This is a genomic window from Streptomyces sp. NPDC001027 (assembly GCF_040299045.1).
In the GTDB taxonomy this organism is placed as follows: domain Bacteria; phylum Actinomycetota; class Actinomycetes; order Streptomycetales; family Streptomycetaceae; genus Streptomyces.
The window spans coordinates 25,349-49,659 of sequence record NZ_JBEPBI010000046.1; the positions used below are offsets into that span (position 1 = coordinate 25,349).

Genomic DNA, 24,311 nt, shown 5'->3' on the forward strand with positions numbered 1-24,311 from the left:
ACCGGTTGGTCCCGGGCCGCCCCTTCAGCCCCGCAGGTCGACCAGCAGGGGCGGCGCGTGCTCGCCGTCCGTGCTCGTCAGCGACAGCACCGCGTGGCCGGGCGGGATCTCGTGCGCCAGCTGGGACGCCGACCACCGCTCCCGCTCCACCTGCCGCACGGTCACCGCGTCGGTGGTCACCGCCCGGCCGGTCACCAGCTTGCGCAGGGCGTGGATGGCACGGGTCATCGGCTGGTCGGCGAAGACGGTGTGCTTGGCGACCTCCGTGGTCTCCACCCACTCGGTGCCCCAGGTCTGCGCGAACCGGTTGCCGTCCCAGGTGGTGATGCCCGAGTACGCCATCCGGCAGCCGACCGCCCCGTACAGCGGCCCGTGCAGCGCCTCGGGGACGTCGCCGACGCTGCGCAGGGCGAGCACCACGCCCGCGTTCTGCGAGCGCAGTCGCTGCAGCCGGCGCACCGACCCCTCGGTGACGGTCCCGGTGGCGTCGTCGAGGACGAGGCAGGCGAAGTGGTCGTGCCGCTCCCGCACGACCGTCTGGAACTGGGCGAGGACCAGCCGGGTGATCAGCCGGCCCGCCTCCTCGTGTCCCCGGTCGGGCAGGTCGACGCGGACGCGCAGCGGATGGTGGGCGACGGCGCGCAGCGAGAACGCCCGGTGCGCCTCGCTCGCGCCGCCGAAGAACTCCGCGAACACCGGACGGTTCAGCAGCGCCAGCCGGTCGGCGAGGGCACGGCCCGCGTCGCCCGGCGTCCCCGTCTGGCGGAGCCGGGCCTCCAGCTCACGGCGCATCACGTCGTCGCCGGCCACCGCCTCGTGCAGCGCGGCCACCGCCCCCGGCTCGCCCTCGAGCAGTTCGAGCAGTTCGGGGAGGGCGGGGAAGCGCCCGTGGGCGGCCCGGTAGGGGCCGAGCACCTGGGCCAGCGCCGTCGTCGCGCCCTGACCGCTCACCGCGTCGAGGTCGCCGGTCAGCGCCTCGGCGAGGATCGCGGCCGCCTCGTCCGGGTCGTCGGAGCCCGCGTACGGGTCCAGATCGTGCACGGACGACGGGTCGCCGATCCGGACGATCACGTCGAACGCCGTGTCCGGGCCGAGCGGTCCGCCGCCCGGCGACGACACGGCGACCACGGCGCACGTCCCGGTGAGCGCCTGCAGCGCCAGCGCTTCGGTCAGCGGTTCGAGCAGGGTGCGCGTCTTGCCGGACCCGGACGGCCCGACGGCGAGCAGCGAGGTGCCCAGCACGTCCGGGCCGAGCGCGGCGCCCGCCTCCCGGTAGTCGACGGGCGTGCGCTCGCCGCCCGCCCAGCGGCCGATGCGCACCTGCCCGGCGAGCAGGTCGTGGCGCGCGGCGCGCCGGGGCAGGTCGCGGGCGCCCGAGGGGTGGGTCCAGGCGGCGCCGCCCTGCCGCAGCACGGTGTCCCGGAAGTCCCCGAGTCCGGCGGTCCACGCCCGCCGCACGCGCACGCAGTCCACGTCGTTCATCCGGCCCGCGGCGACCTCGCCGGTCAGCAGGTCGGCCGCCTCGTACTGCCCGGCGTCCCGCAGCTCGGGCCACTGGGAGCGGGGCCGCTCGGCCGCGGGCGCGGCCTGGCCGGGCTCGGCCCGGCGGGCGGCGAGCAGTTCCTTCGCGTACGGCCACCAGCCGCCGAGCCGGGCGAACGGCCACGCCACCAGCAGCGTGATGGCCGCGTACAGCGCGTTCGTGAACAGGGGGGAGGCGAACAGCTCGTAACCGCCCGAGATCAGCACGATGAGCGAGAACAGCGGGTCGACGACCGGCAGCGCGTCCCAGCCGACGCCGAAGGCGCCAGGGAAGACGAAGCTCAGCGCGGCGAGCGCGCCGAGCAGGGCGATCAGGGCCCGCCCGGGCTGCGGCCTGCGGCCGACGAAGTGCCGCGCCGTGTGCGGCCAGCTGCCCAGCCGTCCCATGGCGTAGACGAGCACGGCGAAGAAGACGCCGTCGTAGACGACGCGCGCCTCGGCGCCGTCCATGTTCTTCGGGGAGGCGATCGTGCCGCCCCACCACCAGTCGTCCGGGGTGAACAGCCGCAGCAGGGTGAACTGGTAGGGCATGGCGCCCCGCCGCCACAGCGACCACAGGACCAGCGCGATCACCAGCGGCACCAGCATGCCGACGACGGTCACCGGCGCGAGCCGCTCCGGCGTCCGCGCCGTCCTCGGCGGCCGGTGACCGTGCCGCCAGACGCCCGGCCGGGCCGTGGGCCGCTCCTCGTCGAGCCAGTCGGCCACGGCGGACGCGGCCCGCGGTGAGTGCTCGAAGGCGGGCGGCACGCCCGGCGCCCGCTCCGGCCGCGGCGGCGCGGCGGGCGGCCTGGGCGGTGCGGCGGGCGGCCGCGGAGGCCCCGCCGGGCGCGGCACAGGATTCGCCTGCGCACGCCGCGCGTCCTGCGTCCCGTCGCTGTCCATCGCCCCTGCCCCCTGACCAGCCGTTCCGTCTGCCATCAGCGAGTCAATCTAACGCGCCCGCAAGGGGAGTTCACCGCTTACGCGGCCGGGCCTGTGACGTTCCCCGCCCGTGTGCACTGTCCACGGCGGACAAGCCGCCCCGCCGACACCGCCCACATGGAGCATGCCGACCCCCCACTCCCCGTCCTAGCCTGCGAGAAAAGAACGGAAAGCGTCCGCAGAACCCCAGGAGCCCCTCATGACCGCCCTTCCGCAGGAGCGCCGCGTCGTCACCGCCATTCCCGGCCCCAAGTCGCAGGAACTGCAGGCCCGCCGGACCGCCGCTGTCGCGGCCGGGGTGGGCTCGGTGCTGCCCGTGTTCACCGCGCGTGCGGGCGGCGGCATCATCGAGGACGTCGACGGCAACCGCCTGATCGACTTCGGCTCCGGCATCGCCGTCACGTCCGTCGGCGCGTCCGCCGAGGCCGTGGTGCGCCGGGCCGCCGCCCAGCTCGCCGACTTCACCCACACCTGCTTCATGGTCACGCCCTACGAGGGCTATGTGGAGGTCGCCGAGGCGCTCGCCGAGCTGACCCCGGGCGACCACGCCAAGAAGTCCGCGCTGTTCAACTCCGGCGCCGAGGCCGTCGAGAACGCCGTCAAGATCGCGCGGGCGTACACCAAGCGTCAGGCCGTCGTCGTCTTCGACCACGGCTACCACGGCCGGACCAACCTCACCATGGCGCTGACGGCGAAGAACATGCCGTACAAGCAGGGCTTCGGGCCGTTCGCGCCCGAGGTCTACCGGGTGCCGGTCGCCTACGGCTACCGCTGGCCGACGGGCGCCGAGAACGCCGGTTCCGAGGCCGCCGCACAGGCCGTCGACCAGATCAGCAAGCAGGTCGGCGCGGAGAACGTGGCCGCGATCATCATCGAGCCGGTGCTGGGCGAGGGCGGCTTCATCGAGCCCGCCGCGGGCTTCCTGCCGGCCATCCGCAAGTTCGCGTCCGACAACGGCATCGTCTTCGTCGCCGACGAGATCCAGTCCGGCTTCTGCCGCACCGGCCAGTGGTTCGCCTGCGAGGACGAGGGGATCGTCCCCGACCTGATCACCACCGCCAAGGGCATCGCCGGCGGTCTGCCGCTGGCCGCCGTCACCGGCCGCGCCGAGATCATGGACGCCGCCCACGCGGGCGGCCTGGGCGGCACCTACGGCGGCAACCCGGTCGCCTGCGCGGGCGCGCTCGGCTCCATCGAGACGATGAAGGAGCTCGACCTCAACGCCCGGGCGAAGAACATCGAGGCGATCATGAAGGCCCGCCTCACCGCCATGGCCGAGAAGTTCGACATCATCGGCGACGTCCGCGGGCGCGGCGCGATGATCGCCATCGAGCTGGTCAAGGACCGCACGACGAAGGAGCCGAACGCCGAGGCGACCGCCGCGCTCGCGAAGGCCTGCCACCAGGAGGGTCTGCTGGTGCTCACCTGCGGCACCTACGGCAACGTCCTGCGCTTCCTGCCCCCGCTGGTCATCGGCGAGGACCTGCTCAACGAGGGTCTCGACATCATCGAGCAGGCGTTCGCGCGCATCTGAAGCGGTCGCCGCACAGGTGATCGCCCTCGGCCGCACAGCGTGTGAAGAAGGTGTGCGAGGAGGATGGCGGGACGGCAGACGGCCTGTCGTACCGCCCCGACCCTGTCGTAGGTTCTACCCGGATGAGAGATACACCCCGCCCACGGGAGACCGTGGACGGACTCCAGGCCGGGGCCTCCCCAGCTTCGACCTGGTCGTGCCCTCGCGCACACAACCGGAGCTCCGGCTTCGAATCTCCACCGATCGGACGGTCGCCCGCCCCAAACCCCCCGGGGCGGCCGGCGTCTCCGGTCCGGACGGCCACCCCGGAACAATCCCCCCTGTTCCGGGGCGGCCGACCTCCTTCTTCAGGCGCCGACCACGCGGAAAGACCCCGGATGCGCTCCGGGGTCTTTTTCTCGGTCTTTCTCCGCCCCGCGGCCGCTCCGACAAGCTGACAAGCTGTGGCCCATGTCGTCCCGTCCGAGCCGCCCTCTCCTCGGCCCTCTTGCCGCCCTCCTTCTGGGCCTGCCCGCCGTCCTGTTCGCGGCGATCACCTGGCAGGTCGTCGTCCGCGGACCGCTGCTGCGCGCGGACGAGCGCCTCAGCCGCGCCCTCGTGCACCCCGACCGGGCCTCGGAGCTGCTGGCGGACCTGGGCGAGGTGCAGATCGCGGTGCCCGTGCTGGTGCTGGCCGCCGGGTACGCGGCCTGGCGCGGCAGAGCGGCGGGTGAGGCGCGGTGGTGGGCGTCGCCGGTCGCGGCGCTCGGCCCGATGCTGCTGGCGCCGCTGATCGTCGTCCCCCTCAAGGAGTGGACCGACCGGCCCGGAACGCCCGCCGTGCCGCCCGCCACCGGCTACTACCCCTCCGGACACACGGCGACGGCGGCCGTCGCCTACGGCTGCGCGGTGCTGGTCCTGCTGCCGTGGCTGCGGACCGCGCTCGCGCGCCGGGCGGCCGCGGCCACGAGCGTCCTTCTCGTCCTCGGCGTCTCCTTCGGGCTGGTCCGACGCGGCTACCACTGGCCGCTGGACGTGGTGGCCAGCTGGTGTCTGTGCACGGTGCTGCTCGGAGCGCTGTGGCTCCTGACGGCACGGGAACGGGGCCGCCCGGCGCCGGAACGCGGCCCGGCACGGGAGCACAGCCGGGCACGGGAGCATGGCCGACCACGCCAAACCGTCGCACCCGAGCCGCCCACCCGTACGACTCGGACAAGCGCTCCCTCGGCCTCGCGCCCCTACCGTGGACCACGAAGACCACAGGACACCCCCTAAGCGGAAGGGCCGGGACTCGACCATGCCCCAGGAAACGAACGTGGGAGCCACCCACGCCTTCTGGCTCGCCGGACGCCAGGTCGCCGGCGAGGACGCCTTCGACGTCGCCTCCCCGTGGGACGGCCGACTCGTCGCCAGGGTCAGCGTGCCGACGGACGCGCAGGTCGAGGAGGCCGTCGCCGCCGCCTACGCCGTGCGGGACGAGTTCGCCGCCACCCCGGCCCATGTGCGCGCCGCCGCCCTCGACCACGTCAGCAAGCGGCTCGCCGAGCGCACCGAGGAGATCGCTCAGCTGATCTCCGCCGAGAACGGCAAGCCGGTCAAGTGGGCGCGCGGCGAGGTCGGCCGCGCCGTGTCCGTCTTCCGCTTCGCGGCCGAGGAGGCCCGGCGGTTCAACGGCGGCGAGGCCCAGCGGCTCGACACCGACGCCGGCGGCCAGGGGCGGCTCGCGCTCACCCGGCGCTTCCCCAAGGGCGTGGTGCTGGGCATCGCGCCGTTCAACTTCCCGCTGAACCTGTGCGCGCACAAGATCGCCCCCGCGATCGCGGCGGGCGCGCCGATCATCCTGAAGCCCGCCCCGGCGACCCCGCTGTCCGGTCTGGTCATCGGCGAGCTGCTCGCCGAGACCGAGCTGCCGGCCGGCTCCTGGTCGATCCTGCCGGTCTCCAACGACCGCATGCCGGCCCTCGTGCAGGACGAGCGGCTGCCCGTGATCTCCTTCACCGGCTCCGAGAAGGTCGGCTACGCGATCATGGACTCGGTGCCGCGCAAGCACTGCACCCTGGAGCTCGGCGGCAACGGCGCGGCCGTCGTCCTCGGCGACTACGCGAGCGACGCCGACCTCGACTGGGCGGCCACCCGCATCGCGACCTTCTCCAACTACCAGGGCGGTCAGTCCTGCATCTCCGTGCAGCGGGTCATCGCGGACGCCTCCGTGTACGACCGGCTGCTGCCGCGCATCGTCGCCGCCGTCGAGGCGCAGGTCACCGGCGACCCGTCGGACGCCGCGACCGACGTCGGCCCGCTCGTCAACGAGGACGCGGCCCGGCGGGTGGAGACCTGGGTCGACGAGGCGGTCGCGGCCGGCGCGAAGCTCCTGACCGGCGGCGAGCGCGACGGCGCGACCTACGCGCCGACCGTCCTCGTCGACGTCCCGGCCGACACCAAGGTCGCCTGCGAGGAGGTCTTCGGACCGGTCCTGACCGTGCAGCGGACCGACGGCGAGGCCGAGGCCTTCGCCGCCGTCAACACCTCCAAGTACGGCCTGCAGGCGGGCGTGTTCACCCACGACGTGCAGGCGGCCTTCCGAGCCCACCGCGCGCTCGAGGTCGGCGGCGTCGTCATCGGCGACGTGCCGTCCTATCGTGCCGACCAGATGCCGTACGGCGGCGTCAAGCAGTCCGGCGTGGGCCGCGAGGGCGTGCGGTTCGCGATGGAGGACTACACCTACGAGCGGGTGCTGGTGCTGACGGGGCTCGCGCTCTGAGCCGGCCGGCCCCCGAATGGCCGGGAGCCTCTAGCTAATGGGAACCATTTTCAGATAGTCTTCGGGTCGGCGCTCACACGCCGTCCTCGAAAGGGCCCGGCGCCGATGCCTTCCGGCGCCGGGCCCCTTCTTGTCGTCGGCCTCGTCCGGACCCTCAACCGGAGAAGCCGACGTGCGCGAGCCGCAGCGGGCCGCGCAGTCCGAGGCGCAGGTCGTGCACGCCGTCCGCCACGAAGGGCGCGTCCACGGTGACGTGGGAGTACGGGCCCGGCGTGGGCGTTTCGAGGGTCACCGCGGCCAGCACCGGACCGCCGTCCAGGGAGAGTTCCACCGTGCCCTCGCCGGACGCGGTCACCGTCACGGCCGTCACCCCCGGTGTGCCCGTGCCGAAGTCGCAGGCGCGGTAGAGCAGTTCGCCCGCTCCGCCGCCGGCCGGCGTCACCGCGTCGCCGGACTCCTTCGTGCGGTCGACGATCTCGGTCCCGCCCTGCTCGTCGAAGTCGGCCGCCCGCAGTCCTTCCGCGCGCACCGCGCGCGGCGCCGGCGGCTCGCCGTCGAGGACGACGGTCGTGCGCAGGCGGACGTCCTCGCTCGACGCGCCGACCAGGAACTCGTACGGGCCGGACTCCAGACGCCGTCGGCCCCGCGCCACGTCCCAGAACGCGAAGGCGGACTGCGGCGCCTCGAAGGCGACGTCCGCGCACGCGCCGGGCGCCAGGGTGATCCGGCGGCAGTCGAGCAGCTCCCGGCGCGGGCGGACGACCGACGGGTCCGCGGCGCGGACGTACAGCTGGACGACCTCGTCGGCCGTCGTGTCGCCGGTGTTGGTCACCGTGCAGGCGACGTGCGCCTTCCCGTCCGTCACGCGCACCGAGAGAGCGGCGTACGAGAACGACGCGTACGACAGGCCGTGGCCGAACGGGAACAGCGCGGCCCCCTCGAAGTAGAGGTAGGTCTGCCGGGCGCCGATCACGTCGTAGTCCAGCAGGTCGGGCAGGTCCGCGTCGTCGGCGTACCAGGTCTGCGGCAGGCGGCCGGCGGGGGAGACGTCGCCGGCCAGGACGCGCGCCAGGGCGGCTCCCGCGGCCTGGCCGCCGTGGGCCGTCCACAGCGCCGCGGACAGCCGGTCCGGGTCGAACGCGTACGGGTACGCCGACACCAGCACCAGCACGGTGCGCGCGTCCGCCGCCCGGGCGGCCGCCAGCAGCCGCTCCTGGTGGGCCGGCAGGCGCAGCGTGGTGCGGTCCTCGGTCTCCCGGCCGTTGATGTGCGGGTCGTTGCCGGCCACCACCACGACCACGTCCGCCCCGGCAGTGACCCGGGTCACTGCGCTCTCGCCGGATTCGACGACGATGAGCTCGAAGACCTCGGGGCTTCCCCCGGTCTCCGCGTCGGGCCCGGCAACCCGCACACCGTCGGCGGCGACACAGACGTGGCGACCCGTGCCCAGGTGCAGCAGGAGGTGACCGTTCCCGTGGGGTTCGAGGCGGAACGTCTCCTGCACGACCCACCCGCCCGGCTGGTCGGCGGAGGCGCGCAGCAGACCGTCCTCGGCGACCGAGAGGTAGCGGCCGTCCGGGGCGCGCAGCGTCAGGACGCCCTCGCCCCAGTCCACCAGCGCCAGCTCGGTGCCCTGGGCGTCCGCGGTCAGCGGCGGCAGGTCGGTGCGGCCGGCCAGCAGCGCCGGGTCGAGGGCGCCCTCGGCGCCGCGCACCTCGTCGCGGGCCTCGGGCGCGTCGGGGACCTTCAGGAAGGTCCCGGCCGAGGTCCTCAGCAGGACCCGGTCCACGCCCTCGGCGAACTCGACCCGTTCGGCGCCGAACCGCTCGTACAGCCCCTCCAACGGGGTGGAGCGGTGGATCGGCGTGCCGCTGTACCAGTCCGTCTTGCTCTCGTCGGCGAGCAGTCCGACCACCGCGATCCGGGTGTCGGCGGCCAGCGGCAGCACGCCGTCGTTGCGCAGCAGCACGACCGCCTGCTCGGCTGCCTCGGCGGCGAGCGCGCGGTGTCGCGGGGTGTCGAACTCGCCGGTCCGGGCGTGCGGGTCGTCATGCGGGTCGAACTCGCCGAGCCGGAAGCGGACCGAGAGCTGACGGCGGACCGCCGCGTCGACGTCGGCCTCGGTCAGCAGGCCCTGCTCCAGGGCGCCCCGGACCCGGGCGACGATCTTCGAGCCGTCGGGGCCGTGGTCGGTGAAGCTGTCCACGCCGGCGAGCAGCGACGCCGCCGTCGCCTCCTCGTGGGTGTCGAAGTAGTGCTCGGAGTCGACCAGGTTGGAGGGCGCTCCCGCGTCGGAGCAGACCATCAGCTCCTCGTCGGTCCAGGTCCGCAACTGCTCGCGCAGATACGGCGAGACGTGGTTGGGGCGGCCGTTGACCAGGTTGTACGCGGGCATCACGCCCGCCACCGCGCCCGCCTCGACGGTGTCGCGGAAGGCGCGCAGATCGTACTCGTGCAGCACCCGGGGGCGCACCGAGGACGAGGTGACGTCCCGGCCCGTCTCGTTGTTGTGCGCCAGCCAGTGCTTGAGGACGGGAGCCGTGCGCCAGTACGTCGGATGGTCCCCGCGCAGGCCGTGCGTATAGGCGGTGGCGATGGCCGAGGTCAGCTTCGGATCCTCCGAGTAGCCCTCCTCGTTGCGGCCCCACAGCGGGTGGCGCAGCAGGTTGACGGTGGGGGCCCAGACGTTCAGGCCGACGCGGTCGTCGAGGGCGCGCATCGCCCGGACCTCCTTGGACACCGCCTCGCCGACGCGGCGCACCAGGTCGGTGTTCCAGGTCGCGCCCAACCCCACGGCCTGCGGGAACACCGTCGCCGGGCCCATCCACGCGACGCCGTGCAGTGCCTCCTGACCGGTGCGGAACGCGTCGACGCCGAGCCGCTCGACGGCCGGGGCGAACTGGTGCAGGAAGGAGACCTTCTCGTCCAGGGTCAGCCGGGACAACAGGTCGTCGATGCGCTTCGCGAACGGCAGCTGCGGATCGCGGAAAGGCGGCGTGGGCGGCGGGTGTGCGGTCACGTGGGGTTCCCTTTGCGGTGGACCGAGCTGGCTCTTTCGAAGCGCTTCGATGCTCATTGGGCGCACCGGTGGGTGTCAAGGGGACCTCACGCTTATTTCAAGCAGGGCATACGAACAGGTCACCCCGGATGTCTCGGAGGAAACTTGGGGACGACCCTTGTGCACCCCCGGGTGTTCACTTAACCTCGCAGCAACATCGAAGCGCTTCGACTGGAAAGCTCCAGCACAGGGGGCCGCAGGAACCGCTTCGGCTCCGTCAGTTCCACTCGAGACACCGCAGCCGCCGGCCACCGCCGGGTGTCCTGGTGCGCCATGAAGGGTTGACGCAATGACGCCGAACGCCGCTTCCGCCTCCTCCGGGCCGAGTCGGAGAAGCTTCCTCGCCTCCACGGCGGTCGTCACCGCAAGCGTGGCCGGCGGGATGCCGCTGCTAGCCGGCTGCGGAGGGTCGGACGGCGGATCGCGCGACGGCACCACGTCGGGCAAGGACGCCAAGAAGATCCTTCCCACCTTCGTGGCCAGCAACGTGGTGACGCCGGACATCCCGGCCAAGAACGGCTCGGCCATGGGCTTCACCGGCAAGCTGAACCTGGCGACGCTGAAGGACTCGGTGCCCAAGAAGCTGGGCAAGGGCGGCAAGGTCACGATCATGTCGCCGTTCTGGGGCTCCCCGCCCAAGGGCACGAACGCCTACTACAAGGGCATGAACGACCTCATCGGCGTCGACGTCGTCTGGCAGAACCAGGACGGCAACACCTACGACCAGAAGCTCGGCGCGGTCCTCGCCTCCAGCGAGGTGCCGGACGTGGTGGTCGTCCCCGGCTGGAACATGGGCGGCAAGATACCCAGCGCCATCCTCAGCAAGTTCGCCGACCTCGGCCCCTACCTGTCCGGCGACAAGGTCAAGGAGTACCCGAACCTCGCGGCGATCCCGACGGACGCCTGGCAGCGCTCCATCTTCGGCGGCAAGCTGCGCGGTCTGCCGATGCCCGCACCGTACGTGCCCAGCATCGTGCCCCTCTACCGCAAGGACATCTTCGACAAGGAGGGGTACGAAGTCCCGCGCTCGGCGGACGAGTTCATGGCCCTGGCCAAGGAGATCACCAACGCCAAGGCCAAGCGGTGGGCCTGCCTGGACATGAAGTGGACCGCCTGGCAGATGTTCGGCGTGCTCTCCGGCAGCGAGAAGCCGCTCGGCTGGAACCTCGTCGACGGCAAGCTCGTCAACCGCATCGAGACCGACGAATACCTCGAGGCACTGGAGTGGACCCGCAAGCTGTTCGCCGCCAAAGTGGTGCACCCCGACGGCGAACTGGGCAAGACGGCCCCCGACCCCGGTCCCAAGTTCGCGGCGGGCGAGTTCCTGATCTACTCCAACAACATCAGCCAGTGGTGGGGCCGCACCGCCGAACAGGCCACCCAGAACCCGCAGTTCAAGATCTGGGGGATGGACGTCTACGGACACGACGGCGGCGACCCCAGCCTCTGGGCCGAACAGCCGGCCGGCATCTTCGCGTTCGTCAACAAGAAGGCGTCCGAGTCGGTCGTCCGTGACGTGCTGGCCGTGGCCAACGTCACCGCCGCGCCGTACGGCACCAAGGAGTACATGATGACCAACTACGGCGTGGAGGGAACCCACTACACCGTCAAGGACGGCGTCCCGGTCAAGACCGACCAGGGCAACAACGAGGTCTCGAACGCATACGTCATGGTCGCGAGCCCCGCCGCCACCATCGCGCACCCCGACTTCCCCGAGGTCGCCAAGGCGCAGGTCGAGTGGCAGCAGCGCGCGGGCGGCTTCACCAAGAAGTCCTCCTTCTACGGCATGCAGATCACCGAGCCGGCCCGTTACACCAACCTCTCCAACGACTTCGAGCAGCTGGAGGACGACATCACCCGCGGCCGCAAGAAGATCAGCGACATGCAGCAGGCCGTCTCCGACTGGAAGAGCAAGGGCGGCGACAAGCTGCGCGACTGGTACCAGAAGCTGCTCGACGACAACGGTCCGGCGGCGAGCTGACCGGCAGCGAGGCGAGGAGAACGGCCGTGTCCCACAGCACGGTGCCTCGACGCGGGGCCAAGACGACGACAGCCCGACCGCCGCAGATCCCGCCCCAGCCCGGCGGTGACACGGGTGCGGGCGAGGAGAGACCCACCGGGAAGCGGAGCCTGCGGGTGCGGCTGCGGCGGGACCGGACCCTGCTCCTGATGACCCTGCCGGCCCTCGTGCTGCTCCTGGTCTTCAACTACCTGCCGATCCTGGGCAACATCGTCGCGTTCCAGGACTACGACCCGTACATCAGCGACAACGGCATCGTCTCGATGCTGCACAGTCCCTGGGTGGGCCTCGAGAACTTCCAGCGCATCTTCGAGGACTCGGCGTTCTGGAACGCCGTGCAGAACACGCTCGTTCTCTTCTTCCTCCAGCTCGTGCTGTACTTCCCCGTCCCCGTCGTCCTCGCCCTGGTGATCAACAGCGTGGTCAGGCCGAGGGTGCGGGCGTTCTCGCAGGCGATCCTCTACCTGCCGCACTTCTTCTCCTGGGTGCTGGTCATCGCGGTGTTCCAGCAGCTGTTCGGCGGCGCGGGCATCCTGTCGCAGCTCCTGCGCCAGCACGGCTACGACGGCCTCGACATCATGACCGACCCGGACACCTTCAAGTTCCTCGTCACCGCGGAGAGCGTGTGGAAGGACGCGGGCTGGGGGATCATCGTCTTCCTCGCCGCGCTCTCCTCCGTCCCGACGGACCTGTACGAGGCCGCCGCGATGGACGGCGCCGGGCGCTGGCGCCGTGTCTGGCACGTGACGCTCCCCGCGCTGCGACCGGTGATCGCGCTGCTCCTGGTGCTGCGGGTGGGGGACGCGCTGACGGTCGGCTTCGAACAGATCCTGCTGCAACGCGACGCGGTCGGACCAGGAGCCTCGGAGGTGCTGGACACCTTCGTCTGGTGGAACGGCGTACGCAACCAGGACTTCGGATACGCGGCCGCCGCAGGGCTGATCAAGGGCGTCGTCAGTCTCGGGCTGGTCCTCGCCGCGAACAAGGCAGCCCATCTCATGGGCGAGCAGGGGGTGTACAAGAAATGAGCACGGTCCTCGACAAGGCGGCGGTCCTCGACAGGGCGACGGCGGACCGGCCCGGACGGTGGGCGGCCCCGCCCCGTCCGGCCTGGGAGGAGGAGCCCGGCAAGGCGGGCCTCGCGGGCAAGGGACTCGTCCTCGCGCTCGCCTGCTTCGGCATCGTCTTCCCCATCTGGATCGTCGTCGTCACCAGCCTCTCCTCACGCCGGACGATCGACGAGGCCGGCGGCCTCGTGATGATCCCCAAGGGCATCACCTTCGTCGCCTACCAGGAGCTGCTCAGCGGCGGACAGGTGACGAGGGCGGCGGTGATCAGCGTGCTGATCACCCTCGTCGGCACCCTCTTCTCGATGAGCGTCTCCGTGCTGTGCGCCTACGGGCTCTCCCGCTCGGGCTCGCTCGCACACCGCTGGATCCTGATGATCCTGCTGGCCACGATGTTCTTCAGCGCCGGACTGATCCCGACCTACCTGCTGGTGCAGTCGCTCGGCCTGACCGACACCTACCTCGCGCTGATCCTGCCGAGCGCGATCAGCGTGTTCAACATCCTGGTCCTGCGCGGCTTCTTCACGGGGATCTCCCAGGAACTCATCGACAGCGCGCGGATCGACGGGGCCGGGGACTTCCGGATCCTGTGGCAGATCGTCATGCCTCTGTCGAGGGCGGTGCTGGCCGTGATCACGCTCTTCTACGCCGTCGGCTACTGGAGCGCCTGGTTCAACGCGTCGCTGTACCTCAACGACCAGGACATGATGCCGCTGCAGAACGTCATGATCCAGCTGGTCCAGAAGCAGGAGGCCCCGGTCGGCCTGGGCCAGGCCATCAAGACCGGTCAGCTGTCCGGGCTGGCCGTGCAGATGGCGGTCATGGTGATGGCGCTGCTGCCGGTCGCCGTGCTCTCCCCGTTCGTCCAGAAGCACTTCAAGAAGGGCATGCTCACCGGCGCGGTGAAGGGATGACCCGCGCCTGATCGCCTGCGGCCTTCGACCGTACGGCGGCCGCCGGTCCGTCGTGGCCCGCCGCGCAGTTCCCCGCGCCCGCGAAGGGCGTCCACCTTCCCCTCAGCGCAGAGCGAGGTCTGTCATGCTGACGTCCGGGCCCAGCCGTCGTGCCGTTCTCGCGGCGACCGCGGCAGCCGCCGCGATCACCGCCGTGTCGTCCTTCCCGGGCGCCGCCGAGGCCGCTGCCGCCGCCTCCGCCGCCCCCGCCGCCCCCGCCTACCGCTGGCGCCAAGCCGTCATCGGCGGCACCGGGTTCGTCACCGGCGTCCTCTTCCATCCCGCCGTCCGCGGACTCGCCTACGCCCGTACCGACATCGGCGGCGCCTACCGCTGGGACGACCGGAGCGCCCGCTGGACGCCCCTCACCGACCACCTCGGCTGGGACGACTGGAACCTCCTCGGCGTGGAGGCCCTCGCCGTCGACCCCGCGCACCCCGACCGCCTCTACCTGGCCCTCGGCACGTACGCCCAGGCCTGGGCCGGCAACGGCGCCGTGCTGCGCTCCGAGGACCGCGGCGCCACCTGGGCCCGCACCGACCTGACCGTGAAGCTCGGCGGCAACGAGGACGGCCGGGGCGCAGGCGAGCGGCTGCTGGTCGATCCGCGCGACAGCGACACCCTGTGGCTCGGCACCCGTCACGACGGCCTGCTGAAGTCGACCGACCGGGGCGCGACCTGGACGGCCGCGGCCGGCTTCCCCGCGACGCCGTCCGCCGCCGGACAGGGCGTCACGCTCCTCGTAGCCGCCGGGCGGGTCCTCTACGCCGGCTGGGGCGACTCCGACGGGACCGCCGCCAACCTGTACCGCACCTCGGACGGCGCCAGCTGGGAGGCCGTCCCCGGGCAGCCCTCCGGCACGAACGCCAAGGTGCCGATCCGGGCCGCGTACGACTGCCACACCCGTCAGCTGTACGTGACGTACGCCGACGCCCCCGGACCCAACGGGCAGTCCGACGGCAGCGTGCACAAGCTGGCGACCGCGAGCGGCCGATGGACCGACGTCACCCCCGTCCGCCCCGCGAGCGGCGACGCCTTCGGCTACGGCGGAGCCGCCGTCGACGCACGCCGCCCCGGCACGGTCGTCGTCTCGACGAACAACCGCTGGTCGGCCGTCGACACCCTGTACCGGACCACCGACGGCGGCCGCACCTGGACCTCCCTCAAGGACTCCGCGGTCCTCGACGTGTCCGAGACCCCGTTCCTCACCTTCGGCGCCGACGAGCCCAAGTTCGGCTGGTGGATCCAGGCCGTCGCCGTCGACCCGTACGACTCGAGGCACGTCGTGTACGGCACCGGCGCCACGCTCTACGGCACCCGGGACCTGAAGCACTGGGCCCCGCAGATCCGGGGCCTCGAGGAGACCTCCGTGCGTCTGCTGATCTCGCCCCCGACCGGCCGGGCGCACCTGATCAGCGGCCTCGGGGACGTCGGGGTGATGTACCACGAGCGGCTCACGGCCTCACCCTCCCGCGGCATGGCGGCCGACCCGGTGTTCGGCACGGCGACCGGACTCGCCCAGGCCGCCGCGAAACCGTCGTGCGTCGTGCGCACCGGCTGGGGCGACCACGGCAACGGCGCGTACTCGAACGACGGCGGGAAGACCTGGGCGCCCTTCGCGGCCCAGCCCGCGATCGCCAAGGACGCCCCGGGGCCGGTCGCGACCAACAGCGACGGCAGCGTGCTGCTGTGGTCCTTCGTGCACTGGGACGGCGCCAAGTACCCCGCGCAGCGCTCCGCCGACAACGGCGCGACCTGGTCCGAGGTCGCCTCCTTCCCCAAGGGCGCCACCCCGCTCGCCGACCCGGCCGACCCGACGCGCTTCTACGCCTACGACACCGACACCGGCACCCTGTTCGCCAGCACGGACCGCGGCCTCACCTTCACCGGGCGGGCGAGCGGACTGCCGTCCGGGGACAGCCAGTTCCAGCTGGCCGCGGCCCCGGGCCGGTCCGGCGACCTGTGGCTGAGCACCAAGTGGAACGGGCTCTACCGGTCCACCGACGGCGGGGCGACCTTCACCAAGCTGACCAGCTGCTGGGCCTCCTACACCGTGGCCTTCGGCAAGGCCCCCGCCGGCGCCTCCTACCCGGCCGTCTACCAGGTCGGATCCACGGATACGATCACCGCCGTGTACCGCTCCGACGACGCCGCGCGGACCTGGGCGCGGATCAACGACGACCGGCGCCAGTGGGGCTGGATCGGCGCGACCATAGCCGCCGACCCGCGCGTGTACGGCCGCGTCTACATCGCCACCAACGGCCGCGGCATCCAGTACGGGGAGCCCGCCTGATGCCGAACCTGGGCGACGCCACCCGCGGCCGGATCCTCTTCGGCGGCGACTACAACCCCGAACAGTGGCCCGAGAAGACCTGGCACGAGGACGTCCGGCTCATGCGGGACGCCGGCGTCAACTCCGTCACGCTCGGCGTCTTCTCCTGGTCGCGACTCGAACCCGAGCCGGGAGCCAGGGAGTTCGGCTGGCTCGACACCCTGATGGACCTGATGCACACAGCCGGCGTCGGCGTCGTCCTGGCCACCCCGACCTCCTCGCCCCCGCCCTGGATGGGCCGGCTGCACCCGGAGACCCTGCCCCGCACCGAGGACGGCCGCGTCGAGTGGTGGGGCGGCCGCCAGCACTTCTCGCACTCCAGCGCCGCCTACCGCCGCTACGCCGCCGCCATCACCGAGGACCTGGCCGTCCGCTACGGCGACCACCCCGCCCTCACCATGTGGCACATCAACAACGAGTACTGCACCTTCGACCACGGCGACGAGGCCGCCGCCGCCTTCCGGCGCTGGCTGCGCGAGAAGTACCGCACCCTGGACGCCCTCAACACCGCCTGGGGCACCGCGTTCTGGTCCCAGGGCTACGACACCTGGGACGGCGTCCTGCCCCCGCGCACCCCGCACTACCTGAAGAACCCGACCCAGGTGCTCGACTTCCGGCGCTTCACCTCCGACATGCTCCTGGAGTGCTACCGCGCCGAACGCGACATCGTCGCCCGGCACACCCCTCACCTGCCGGTCACCACCAACTTCATGCCGCTGTGGATCGGCCAGGACGGCTGGCGCTGGGCCGAGGAGGAGGACGTCGTCTCCGTCGACCTGTACCCCGACCCCCGCGATCCCTCGGCCGCCCAGCACGCCGCCATGGTCCAGGATCTGACCCGCTCCCAGGCGCGCGGACCCTGGATGCTGATGGAGCAGGCGGCCGGACCGGTCAACTGGCGCGGCGTCAACCACCCCAAACCGCGCGGCATGAACCGACTGTGGTCCCTGCAGGCGGTCGCCCGCGGCGCGGACGCCGTCTGCTACTTCCAGTGGCGGCAGTCCCGGCAGGGCGCGGAGAAGTTCCACTCCGGGATGGTCAGCCACGCGGGCGAGGAGGGCCGCACCTTCCAGGAGGTCAAGCGGCTCGGCGCCGACCTCGCGGCCCTCGGCCCGCACACGACGGGCCTGCGCATCACCGCCGACGTCGCCCTGCTGCACGACTGGCACGCCTGGTGGGCGGGCGCCCAGGACGCCCGTCCGTCCACCGAGGTCGACCTGCCGGCCGTCCTCACCGCCTGGCACCGCGCCCTCTGGGAGAACAGCCTCACCGCCGACTTCGCCCACCCCGAGCACGACCTGTCCGGCTACCGGATGATCCTCCTCCCGCAGCTGTACGCCCTCACGGACGCGGCGATCGACAACCTCCTGCGTCACGTCCGCGGCGGCGGCGTCCTCGTCTGCGGGTTCCTCACCGGCGTCGCCGACGAGGACGACCGGGTACGGGACGGCGGCATGGACGCCCGGCTGCGCGAGCTGTTCGGCATCCGCGTCCTGCACGAGTGGTGGCCGCTGGACCCGGGGGAGACCGTGGCGGCCGACGGCTTCCACGGCGCCCTGTGGTCCGAGGAACTGGAACCGGCCGCGGACGCCCGCGTCGAAGCGGTCTACCGGCAGGGCGAGCTCGAGGGGATGCCCGCCGTCCTGCGCCGGGACCGCGCCTGGTACCTGTCCACCCTCCCCGAGCCCGACGCCTTCCGCACGCTGATCGCCCGGATCGCCGCCGAGGCGGGCGTCCGGCCCGTCGTCGAGGGCCTGCCGCCCGGCGTCGAGGCCGTGCGCCGCGGCGATCTGCTCTTCCTCCTGCACCACGGGCGCGAACCCGTGACCGTCGCCCTCCCGGGCTCGCACCACGACCTGCTGACCGGCGCGACCGTCACGGACGAGGTCGAACTGGGCCGCTACGGCGTGGCGGTGCTGCGCCCATGACCCTCCCGCCCGCCCCGCCCGCCCTCGGCGGCGCCGACGGCCCGGTCCACGGAACGTGGGAGCGCCGGCCCGCGGCCCGCTGGGAGGACGCCTTCCTCACCGGCAACGGCCGGCACGGCGCCCTCGTGTTCGGCGACCCCAGCGACGAACGCGTCGTCGTCACCCATCACCGCCTGGTCCGCCCCAACGGTTCCGAACACGCAAGGCCCCCCGAGCTGGCCGACGGACTCCGGGCGCTGCAGGACCGGCTGCTCGCCGGTGAGACCACGGCCGCCGAGAGCTACACCGACCACCGCCCGCTGCAGTGGGTCCAGCCCTTCCACCCGGCCTTCCGGATGGACGTGCGCCGCGCGCCCTCCGACGAGCCGCGCCGCGACGGCCGACACCTGCGCTCCGTCGACTTCGCCACCGGCGAGACCGTCGCGACCGCCGGGGGCGCCGTCGGCCGGTTGTTCGTCTCCCGCGCCGACGACGTGATCGTCCACCAGGTCACCGGACCCGACCTGGACATCGCCCTGGACCACCGGCTCCCCGGCGTCCCCGCCGGCCTCGTCGTCGGTCACGGCGCCGTGCGCACGGCGACCGGGGCCTGGCTCACGCTGCGCGCCCGCTACCCGGACAGCGACCGCGCGTACACCGGCGTGACCCTCGTCGTGGCCGTCGGCGGCCGCACCGAGCTCACCCTTCCCGGGGTGCGGGTCACCGGCGCGGCGACGGTGCTGATGCTGACCCGGGTGCTCCGGCACACCGGCGAACCGGACGTCCTCGCCCAGCAGCGCGCCCTGGCCGGACTGCCGCAGTCCTACGACGACCTGCTCGAGCGCCACCTCGCCCTGCACCGCACCGCCTACCGCCGCGTCACCCTCGACCTGCGCGCCGACCCCGCCGAGCGCGCCCTGACCGGGTCCGACCTGCTCCGTCGCCCGCACAGCCCGGCCCTCCTCGAGCGCCTGTTCGCCGCGGGCCGCTACCACCTCCTCTCCTCCTCCGGTCTGAACCCGCCGCGTCTGCCGGGCCTGTGGACCGGCGACTGGGACACCGCGTGGTCCGGGGCGTTCACCAACGACGCCAACGTCAACCTCCAGACCGCCTCGGCCGCGGCCGCAGCCCTGCCCGAAGTCACCGAATCACTCGCCTCGCTGATCGACCGTCAGCTCGACGACTGGCGGGCGAACGCCCGCGCGGTGTTCGGCGCCCGGGGCGTGGTCGCGCCCGCACACACCGACGGCGAGTCCGGGCTCGCGTACCACTTCGACCGCGAATACCCGCTCCATCTGTGGACCGCGGGCGCCGACTGGCTGCTCAAGCCCCTCGTCGACCATGACGAGACCCGCGGCGTCCGCGACCCGCGCACCGCCGCCGCCCTCGCCGAGGTCGCCCGGTTCTACGAGGACTTCCTCACCCGCACCGGCCCGGACGGCCGGCTCGTCGTCGTCCCCTCGTACTCGCCCGAGAACCGGCCCGCAGGCGGCAGCTGGGGCGCGCTGAACGCGGCCATGGACCTCTCCGCCGCCCGGCACGCGCTGCTCACCGCGGCCGACTACCACCCGCACGACCCGGAGGCGGCCGCCCGCTGGCGGGCCCTCGCCGACCGCCTCCCGCCCCACCGCGCCAACGCCGACGGCGCACTCGCCGAATGGGCCTGGCCCGGCCTCGACGACTCCTACGACCACCGCCACCTCAGCCATCTGTACGGCGTCTGGCCCCTCGACGAGATCAACCCCTACGACACCCCGCGCACGGCCGCCGCCGCCCACCGAGCCCTGGAGCTGCGCGGCGCCGAGAACGACTCCGCGCACGGCCACCTGCACCACGCGCTGATCGCCGCCCGCCTCCGGGACGGCCGAAGGGTCGCGAACGCCCTGGGAGCGGTCCTCGACGGCGACTTCTTCCACGACTCCCTGATGAGCGCCCACTACCCCCGCCGCGACGTCTACAACGCCGACGCCGCGCACACCCTGCCCGCCGTGCTGATCGAGGCACTCGTCCAGTCCACTCCCGACCGGCTGGTGCTGCTGCCGGCGGTGCCCCCGGCGCTCCCCACGGGCCGACTGCGCGGCGTGCGCACCCGGTTCGGCGCCGAGATCGACCTGACCTGGGGCCCCGAGGGCGCCCGGGCGGTCGTCACACCGCACCGCACGCACCGCGTCGAAGTCCGGACTTCCGCCGGCGACCCCCGACCGCTGGACCTGGTCGCCGGAGAAGACCACGTCCTCACCCTGAGGACGTGGTGACTCCCCCCTGAAGAACCGCAGTTCCCCCCACCCATGGAAGGGACACCATGGCAATACGGACCCGAACCCCCCGCAGGGTCGTCAAGGCCCTCCTCGCCCCCGCCCTCGCGCTCGGCGCCACCGTGGGCCTCGCCTCCGCCCCCGCCTCGGCCGCCGTCTGGAACACCTGCGACCAGTGGGGCAACACCAGCCTCAACGGCTACACGCTCTACAACAACATCTGGGGCTCCGGCGCGGGCAGCCAGTGCGTCTGGGCCAACTCCGGCACCAACTGGGGCGTCTGGGCCAACCACCCCGACACCGGCGGCATCAAGTCCTACCCCGACTCCAAGAAGGTGATCAACAAGTCGATCACCTCGCTGGGCTCGCTCTCCAGCGCCTACAACGTCACCGTCCCGTCGTCCGGCGCGTACAACACGTCGTACGACATCTGGGACACCGCGCACCGCTACGAGATCATGCTCTGGGTCAACAAGACCGGAGCCGTCGGCCCCCTCGGGACCTCGCAGGGCAACGTCACGCTCGGCGGCCACTCCTGGAGCGTCTACAAGGGCAGCAACGGCTCCAACGCGGTGTTCTCCTTCGTCCGCACCTCCAACTCGACCTCCGGCACCGTGAACATCCTGCCGATCCTCAAGTGGATCAAGGACACCAAGGGCTGGTTCGGCAACGAGACCATCGGCGACCTCCAGTTCGGCTACGAGATCACCTCGTCCTCCGGCGGCCTGAACTTCACCACCAACAACCTGACCGTCAGCAGCAGCTGACCGGCTTGCCGGGCCGGTTCCGCGCACTTGCGGGACCGGCCCCCGCCGTGCGTCAGGCCCGGTCGACCTCGGCGCGCAGCACGTCGTAGTCGGCGAACGCGGCGTCGACGTCCGCCCGGGTCAGGCCGTAACGGGCCAGGTCGTAGCTGTGCGGCCGGCTGCCCTTGGGGCGGGCGGCGATGCGGGGGAGGCGTGCGGCGTCGGCGTCGGTCCAGCGGGCGCCCACGGCGTCGTAGAGCTTGGGCGCCCCGGTGGCCGGGTCGGAGCCCAGCCAGGAGTACGGGACGTCCACCAGGGCCTCGCGCGGGACGGCGGCACGGGACGCGAGACCGCGCTCCACGGAACGGCTCAGCAGCCCGAGCCAGGTGGCGCCCAGCTCGTGCAGGTCGAGCGGGCGCGCGGTGATCGCCATGCCGTGCTCGATCAGACTGCAGAACGAGGCCACGACGGCGGCCGGATCCCGGTGCGTCCACACCAGTGTGGCGTCGGGGAAGACCGAGAGCAGCGCGTCGAGGTTCCCGGTGTGCAGAGGCGACTTCAGCACCCAGCGGCGGCGGGGGCGGCCGTACTGGAGCACCTGGTAGACCTGCTTGAGGTAGGCGTAGTCGGGGACGAGGTCCCGCTCCTCGAGCGCCGCCCGGTAGGCGGGGATGCGGGCCTGGGACAGCGGCATGACGGTGTGCGGGAGGGCGAACGTGCACTCCTCGGGCCCCTCGGCCTCCAACGGGTGGATGTCGCGGTAGCGCGGCGCGAACAGATCGACGGCGCCGACCATGAGGCGCGCCGCGGTGACCGCCCTGCGGCGCGTCCGGGGCGAGCCCGCGAGGTCCGGTGTCAGCAGCTCCCACAGCAGGGGACATCGGTGCTCCCCGGACAGGGAGAGCACGCCGTGCGTGAGCGTCGTCGCGGTGCGCGGCAGGCCCACCACGAACACCGGCCGCTCGATCGGCTCCCGCTCGATCGCGGGGTGCTCGGCGATCAGCCGCCGGACGCGGGCGCGGTTGGCCAGATGCCGCCGGACGTGACCCTGCGCCGACCACCAGCCGACCGGCGTGAGGTTCTCGTCCCGGGCCCAGTGGCGCAGCAGGAACCGGAACGCCTGCGCGAACTCCTCGTCCCCGTCCGCCGGGCGGGCCGTGGCCGAGAGCCGGTCGAAGACCCGGTCGGGCGTGCGACGGGAGGCGAAGCCGGGCCGCAACAGCAGGTCGGCCACCGTGAGGGCGAGCGGGGACGAGGACACGGGGGAACACCCTTTCGTGGGGCAGCGGGGAGTGCGGGGCAGCGGAACGCCAGCCCCCTACCCCACCAACCTCCTTTTGCCACAGGGGAGTTCAGCCGTACCGGTGTTACTCGGCCACCGGCAGCCGGGCCCCGTCCCGCAGGAACAGGGGGAGGCGGTCCAGCGGGGCGTCGACCGTCACGGTCGCCCCGCCCTCGTACGTCCCGCCCGTCCACGCGTCCGTCCAGACCGCGCCCGCCGGGAGGTGGACCGCGCGGGTCGTCGCGCCCGCCGCCAGCACCGGCGCGACGAGCAGGTCCCGGCCGAAGAGGTAGGCGTCGTCCACCGACCAGGCCGCCGGGTCGTCGGGGAACTCCAGGAACAGCGGCCGCATGGGCGGCAGGCCCTCCTCGTGCGCCTCCCGCATGACCTGGAGGACGTACGGCTTGAGCCGCTCGCGCAGGCGCAGGTAGGCCTCCAGGATCGCGCCCGCCTCCTCGCCGTACGACCACACCTCGTTCGGGCCGCCGGTCATGTCGGGGCCGAGCGGCGTCCCCGGGTCGCGGAAGCCGTGCAGCCGCATCAGCGGGGACACCGCGCCGAACTGGAACCAGCGGACCATCACCTCCCGGTACGCCGGGTCGTCCGGGTCGCCGCCGTGGAAGCCGCCGATGTCGGTGTTCCACCACGGGATGCCCGACAGCGCGGTGTTGAGGCCGGCCGCGATCTGCCGGCGCAGCGTCGGGAAGTCGGTCCCGATGTCACCGGACCACAGCGCGGCGCCGTAGCGCTGACTGCCGGCCCACGCCGAGCGGTTGAGGGTGACGATCTCCTCCTCGCCCTCCGCGCGCAGCCCCTCGTAGAACGTGCGGGAGTTCTCGGCCGGGTACATGTTGCCGACCTCCAGACCCGGACCCGCCCAGTAGCGCAGGTTCTCCGGGAAACCGGGCTTCAGCTCCGGCTCGCAGGCGTCCAGCCAGAAGGCCGTGATGCCGTAGGGGGCGAGGTAGTTGTCGCGGATCCTCGACCACAGGAAGTCCCGGGCCCCCGGGTTCGTCGCGTCGTAGAACGCCACCTGGACCGTCGACGCGACCCCCTTGTCGGGCCAGTCCGCGTGCGCCATCGGACCGTACTGGGCGCCGATGAAGTAGCCGCGCTGCTCCAGCACCTGGTGGTTCTCGCTCAGGGGCGACACCGACGGCCACACGCTGACCACCAGCTTGACGCCCAGCTCCTCGAGCTCGCGGACCATCGCCGCCGGGTCGGGCCACTCGGCCGGGTCGAACTTCCAGTCGCCGAGGTGCGTCCAGTGGAAGAAGTCGCAGACGATGGCGTCGAGCGGCAGCCCCCGGCGCTTGTACTCCCGTGCCACCTCGAGGAGTTCGTCCTGCGTGCGATAGCGCAGCTTGCACTGCCAGAAGCCCGCCGCCCACTCCGGCAGCATCGGGGTGCGGCCGGTGACCGCGCTGTAGCGGCGTTGGCCGTCCGCCGGGTCGCCGGCCGTGATCCAGTAGTCGATCTGCCGGGCCGAGTCCGCGACCCAGCGGGTGCCGTTGCCGGCCAGTTCGACGCGGCCGATCGCCGGGTTGTTCCACAACAGCGTGTAACCGCGGTTCGAGGTGAGCACCGGGATGCCCACCTCGGCGTTGCGCTGGACGAGGTCCAGGACCAGGCCCTTCTGGTCCAGGCGGCCGTGCTGGTGCTGGCCGAGGCCGTACAGGCGCTCGTCGTCATAGGCGGCGAACCGCTGTTCGAGACGGTGGTGGCCGTTGCCGACGGCCGTGTAGAGGCGCGAGCCCGGCCACCAGAAGTGGGCGCGCTCCTCGGCCAGGATCTCGCTGCGGTCGTCGGTGCGCACGAAGCGGATCAGGCCCTCGGCGCTCACCTCGACGGTGAGCGCTCCGACCGTCAGCAGCCCCTCCCCGTCGACGGTCTTGACGCTGCTCTCGGCGGCGGGCGGCTCGTCCAGCAGGGCGCCGGGCAGTCCTTCGAG

General features: G+C 72.6%; 14 protein-coding genes. 10 read left to right on the plus strand and 4 right to left on the minus strand.

Features of this window, described 5'->3' with window-relative positions; all coding sequences use genetic code 11:
* Window positions 1-24 precede the first annotated feature (24 nt).
* A complete protein-coding gene (locus tag ABT300_RS15890; protein ID WP_351675539.1) occupies window positions 25-2,427 on the minus strand; it encodes an ATP/GTP-binding protein in 2,403 nt (800 codons plus the stop codon).
* Window positions 2,428-2,665: 238 nt separating this feature from the next.
* On the opposite strand from ABT300_RS15890, the gene gabT reads away from it, so the two are divergent.
* From gabT to ABT300_RS15905, 3 genes are all read left to right on the plus strand, one after another.
* Window positions 2,666-4,000 carry a 4-aminobutyrate--2-oxoglutarate transaminase gene (gabT, locus tag ABT300_RS15895; RefSeq protein WP_351675542.1) on the plus strand — a complete coding sequence of 445 codons (1,335 nt, stop codon included), beginning with the start codon at window positions 2,666-2,668 and terminating at the stop codon, window positions 3,998-4,000.
* A 450-nt stretch (window positions 4,001-4,450) separates the two neighbouring features.
* Entirely contained in the window at window positions 4,451-5,254 is an 804-nt protein-coding gene (locus ABT300_RS15900; RefSeq protein WP_351675544.1) for a phosphatase PAP2 family protein, read from the plus strand.
* Window positions 5,255-5,294: 40 nt separating this feature from the next.
* Complete coding sequence (locus ABT300_RS15905) at window positions 5,295-6,740, plus strand: aldehyde dehydrogenase family protein (RefSeq protein WP_351675572.1); 1,446 nt, start codon at window positions 5,295-5,297, stop codon at window positions 6,738-6,740.
* A 154-nt stretch (window positions 6,741-6,894) separates the two neighbouring features.
* Here ABT300_RS15905 and ABT300_RS15910 read toward each other — a convergent pair whose 3' ends face one another.
* Complete coding sequence (locus ABT300_RS15910) at window positions 6,895-9,759, minus strand: glycoside hydrolase family 3 C-terminal domain-containing protein (protein ID WP_351675547.1); 2,865 nt, start codon at window positions 9,757-9,759, stop codon at window positions 6,895-6,897.
* 328 nt (window positions 9,760-10,087) lie between these two features.
* Here ABT300_RS15910 and ABT300_RS15915 point away from each other — a divergent pair, with 328 nt between their 5' ends.
* The 7 genes from ABT300_RS15915 (at window position 10,088) to ABT300_RS15945 (ending at window position 21,099) form a co-directional block, all read left to right on the plus strand.
* A complete protein-coding gene (locus ABT300_RS15915; RefSeq protein ID WP_351675550.1) occupies window positions 10,088-11,779 on the plus strand; it encodes an extracellular solute-binding protein in 1,692 nt (563 codons plus the stop codon).
* Window positions 11,780-11,805: 26 nt separating this feature from the next.
* Window positions 11,806-12,846, plus strand: a complete 1,041-nt coding sequence (locus tag ABT300_RS15920) for an ABC transporter permease (protein WP_452988883.1) — start codon at window positions 11,806-11,808, stop codon at window positions 12,844-12,846.
* Window positions 12,843-13,799 carry a carbohydrate ABC transporter permease gene (locus ABT300_RS15925; protein ID WP_351675553.1) on the plus strand — a complete coding sequence of 319 codons (957 nt, stop codon included), beginning with the start codon at window positions 12,843-12,845 and terminating at the stop codon, window positions 13,797-13,799. Before ABT300_RS15920 ends, ABT300_RS15925 begins: the two co-directional genes overlap by 4 nt.
* A 124-nt stretch (window positions 13,800-13,923) precedes the next feature.
* Entirely contained in the window at window positions 13,924-16,131 is a 2,208-nt protein-coding gene (locus tag ABT300_RS15930; RefSeq protein WP_351675554.1) for a 1,4-beta-glucanase, read from the plus strand.
* Entirely contained in the window at window positions 16,131-18,098 is a 1,968-nt protein-coding gene (locus ABT300_RS15935; protein ID WP_351675557.1) for a beta-galactosidase, read from the plus strand. The genes ABT300_RS15930 and ABT300_RS15935 overlap by 1 nt, the downstream gene beginning before the upstream one ends.
* Complete coding sequence (locus ABT300_RS15940; RefSeq protein ID WP_351675560.1) at window positions 18,095-20,332, plus strand: glycosyl hydrolase family 95 catalytic domain-containing protein; 2,238 nt, start codon at window positions 18,095-18,097, stop codon at window positions 20,330-20,332. The genes ABT300_RS15935 and ABT300_RS15940 overlap by 4 nt, the downstream gene beginning before the upstream one ends.
* A 47-nt stretch (window positions 20,333-20,379) precedes the next feature.
* A complete protein-coding gene (locus ABT300_RS15945) occupies window positions 20,380-21,099 on the plus strand; it encodes a glycoside hydrolase family 12 protein (RefSeq protein ID WP_351675563.1) in 720 nt (239 codons plus the stop codon).
* A 52-nt stretch (window positions 21,100-21,151) separates the two neighbouring features.
* On the opposite strand, the gene ABT300_RS15950 is transcribed toward ABT300_RS15945, so the two are convergent.
* Together ABT300_RS15950 and ABT300_RS15955 are read right to left on the minus strand one after the other, a co-directional pair.
* Window positions 21,152-22,339: a sulfotransferase family protein gene (locus tag ABT300_RS15950; protein ID WP_351675566.1), complete on the minus strand. Its 1,188-nt coding sequence runs from the start codon at window positions 22,337-22,339 to the stop codon at window positions 21,152-21,154.
* A gap of 106 nt (window positions 22,340-22,445) precedes the next feature.
* A partial coding sequence (locus tag ABT300_RS15955; RefSeq protein ID WP_351675569.1) for a glycoside hydrolase family 31 protein occupies window positions 22,446-24,311 on the minus strand: 1,866 nt, incomplete at its 5' end.

Excerpts from the sequence above, each read along its gene's own strand:
- ABT300_RS15930 (WP_351675554.1), top strand. The coding sequence starts at position 13,924 with ATGCTGACGTCCGGGCCCAGCCGTCGTGCCGTTCTCGCGGCGACCGCG.
- ABT300_RS15890 (WP_351675539.1), bottom strand. The coding sequence starts at position 2,427 with ATGGACAGCGACGGGACGCAGGACGCGCGGCGTGCGCAGGCGAATCCT.
- ABT300_RS15915 (WP_351675550.1), top strand. The coding sequence starts at position 10,088 with ATGACGCCGAACGCCGCTTCCGCCTCCTCCGGGCCGAGTCGGAGAAGC.
- ABT300_RS15925 (WP_351675553.1), top strand. The coding sequence starts at position 12,843 with ATGAGCACGGTCCTCGACAAGGCGGCGGTCCTCGACAGGGCGACGGCG.
- ABT300_RS15945 (WP_351675563.1), top strand. The coding sequence starts at position 20,380 with ATGGCAATACGGACCCGAACCCCCCGCAGGGTCGTCAAGGCCCTCCTC.
- gabT (WP_351675542.1), top strand. The coding sequence starts at position 2,666 with ATGACCGCCCTTCCGCAGGAGCGCCGCGTCGTCACCGCCATTCCCGGC.
- ABT300_RS15900 (WP_351675544.1), top strand. The coding sequence starts at position 4,451 with ATGTCGTCCCGTCCGAGCCGCCCTCTCCTCGGCCCTCTTGCCGCCCTC.
- ABT300_RS15940 (WP_351675560.1), top strand. The coding sequence starts at position 18,095 with ATGACCCTCCCGCCCGCCCCGCCCGCCCTCGGCGGCGCCGACGGCCCG.
- ABT300_RS15935 (WP_351675557.1), top strand. The coding sequence starts at position 16,131 with ATGCCGAACCTGGGCGACGCCACCCGCGGCCGGATCCTCTTCGGCGGC.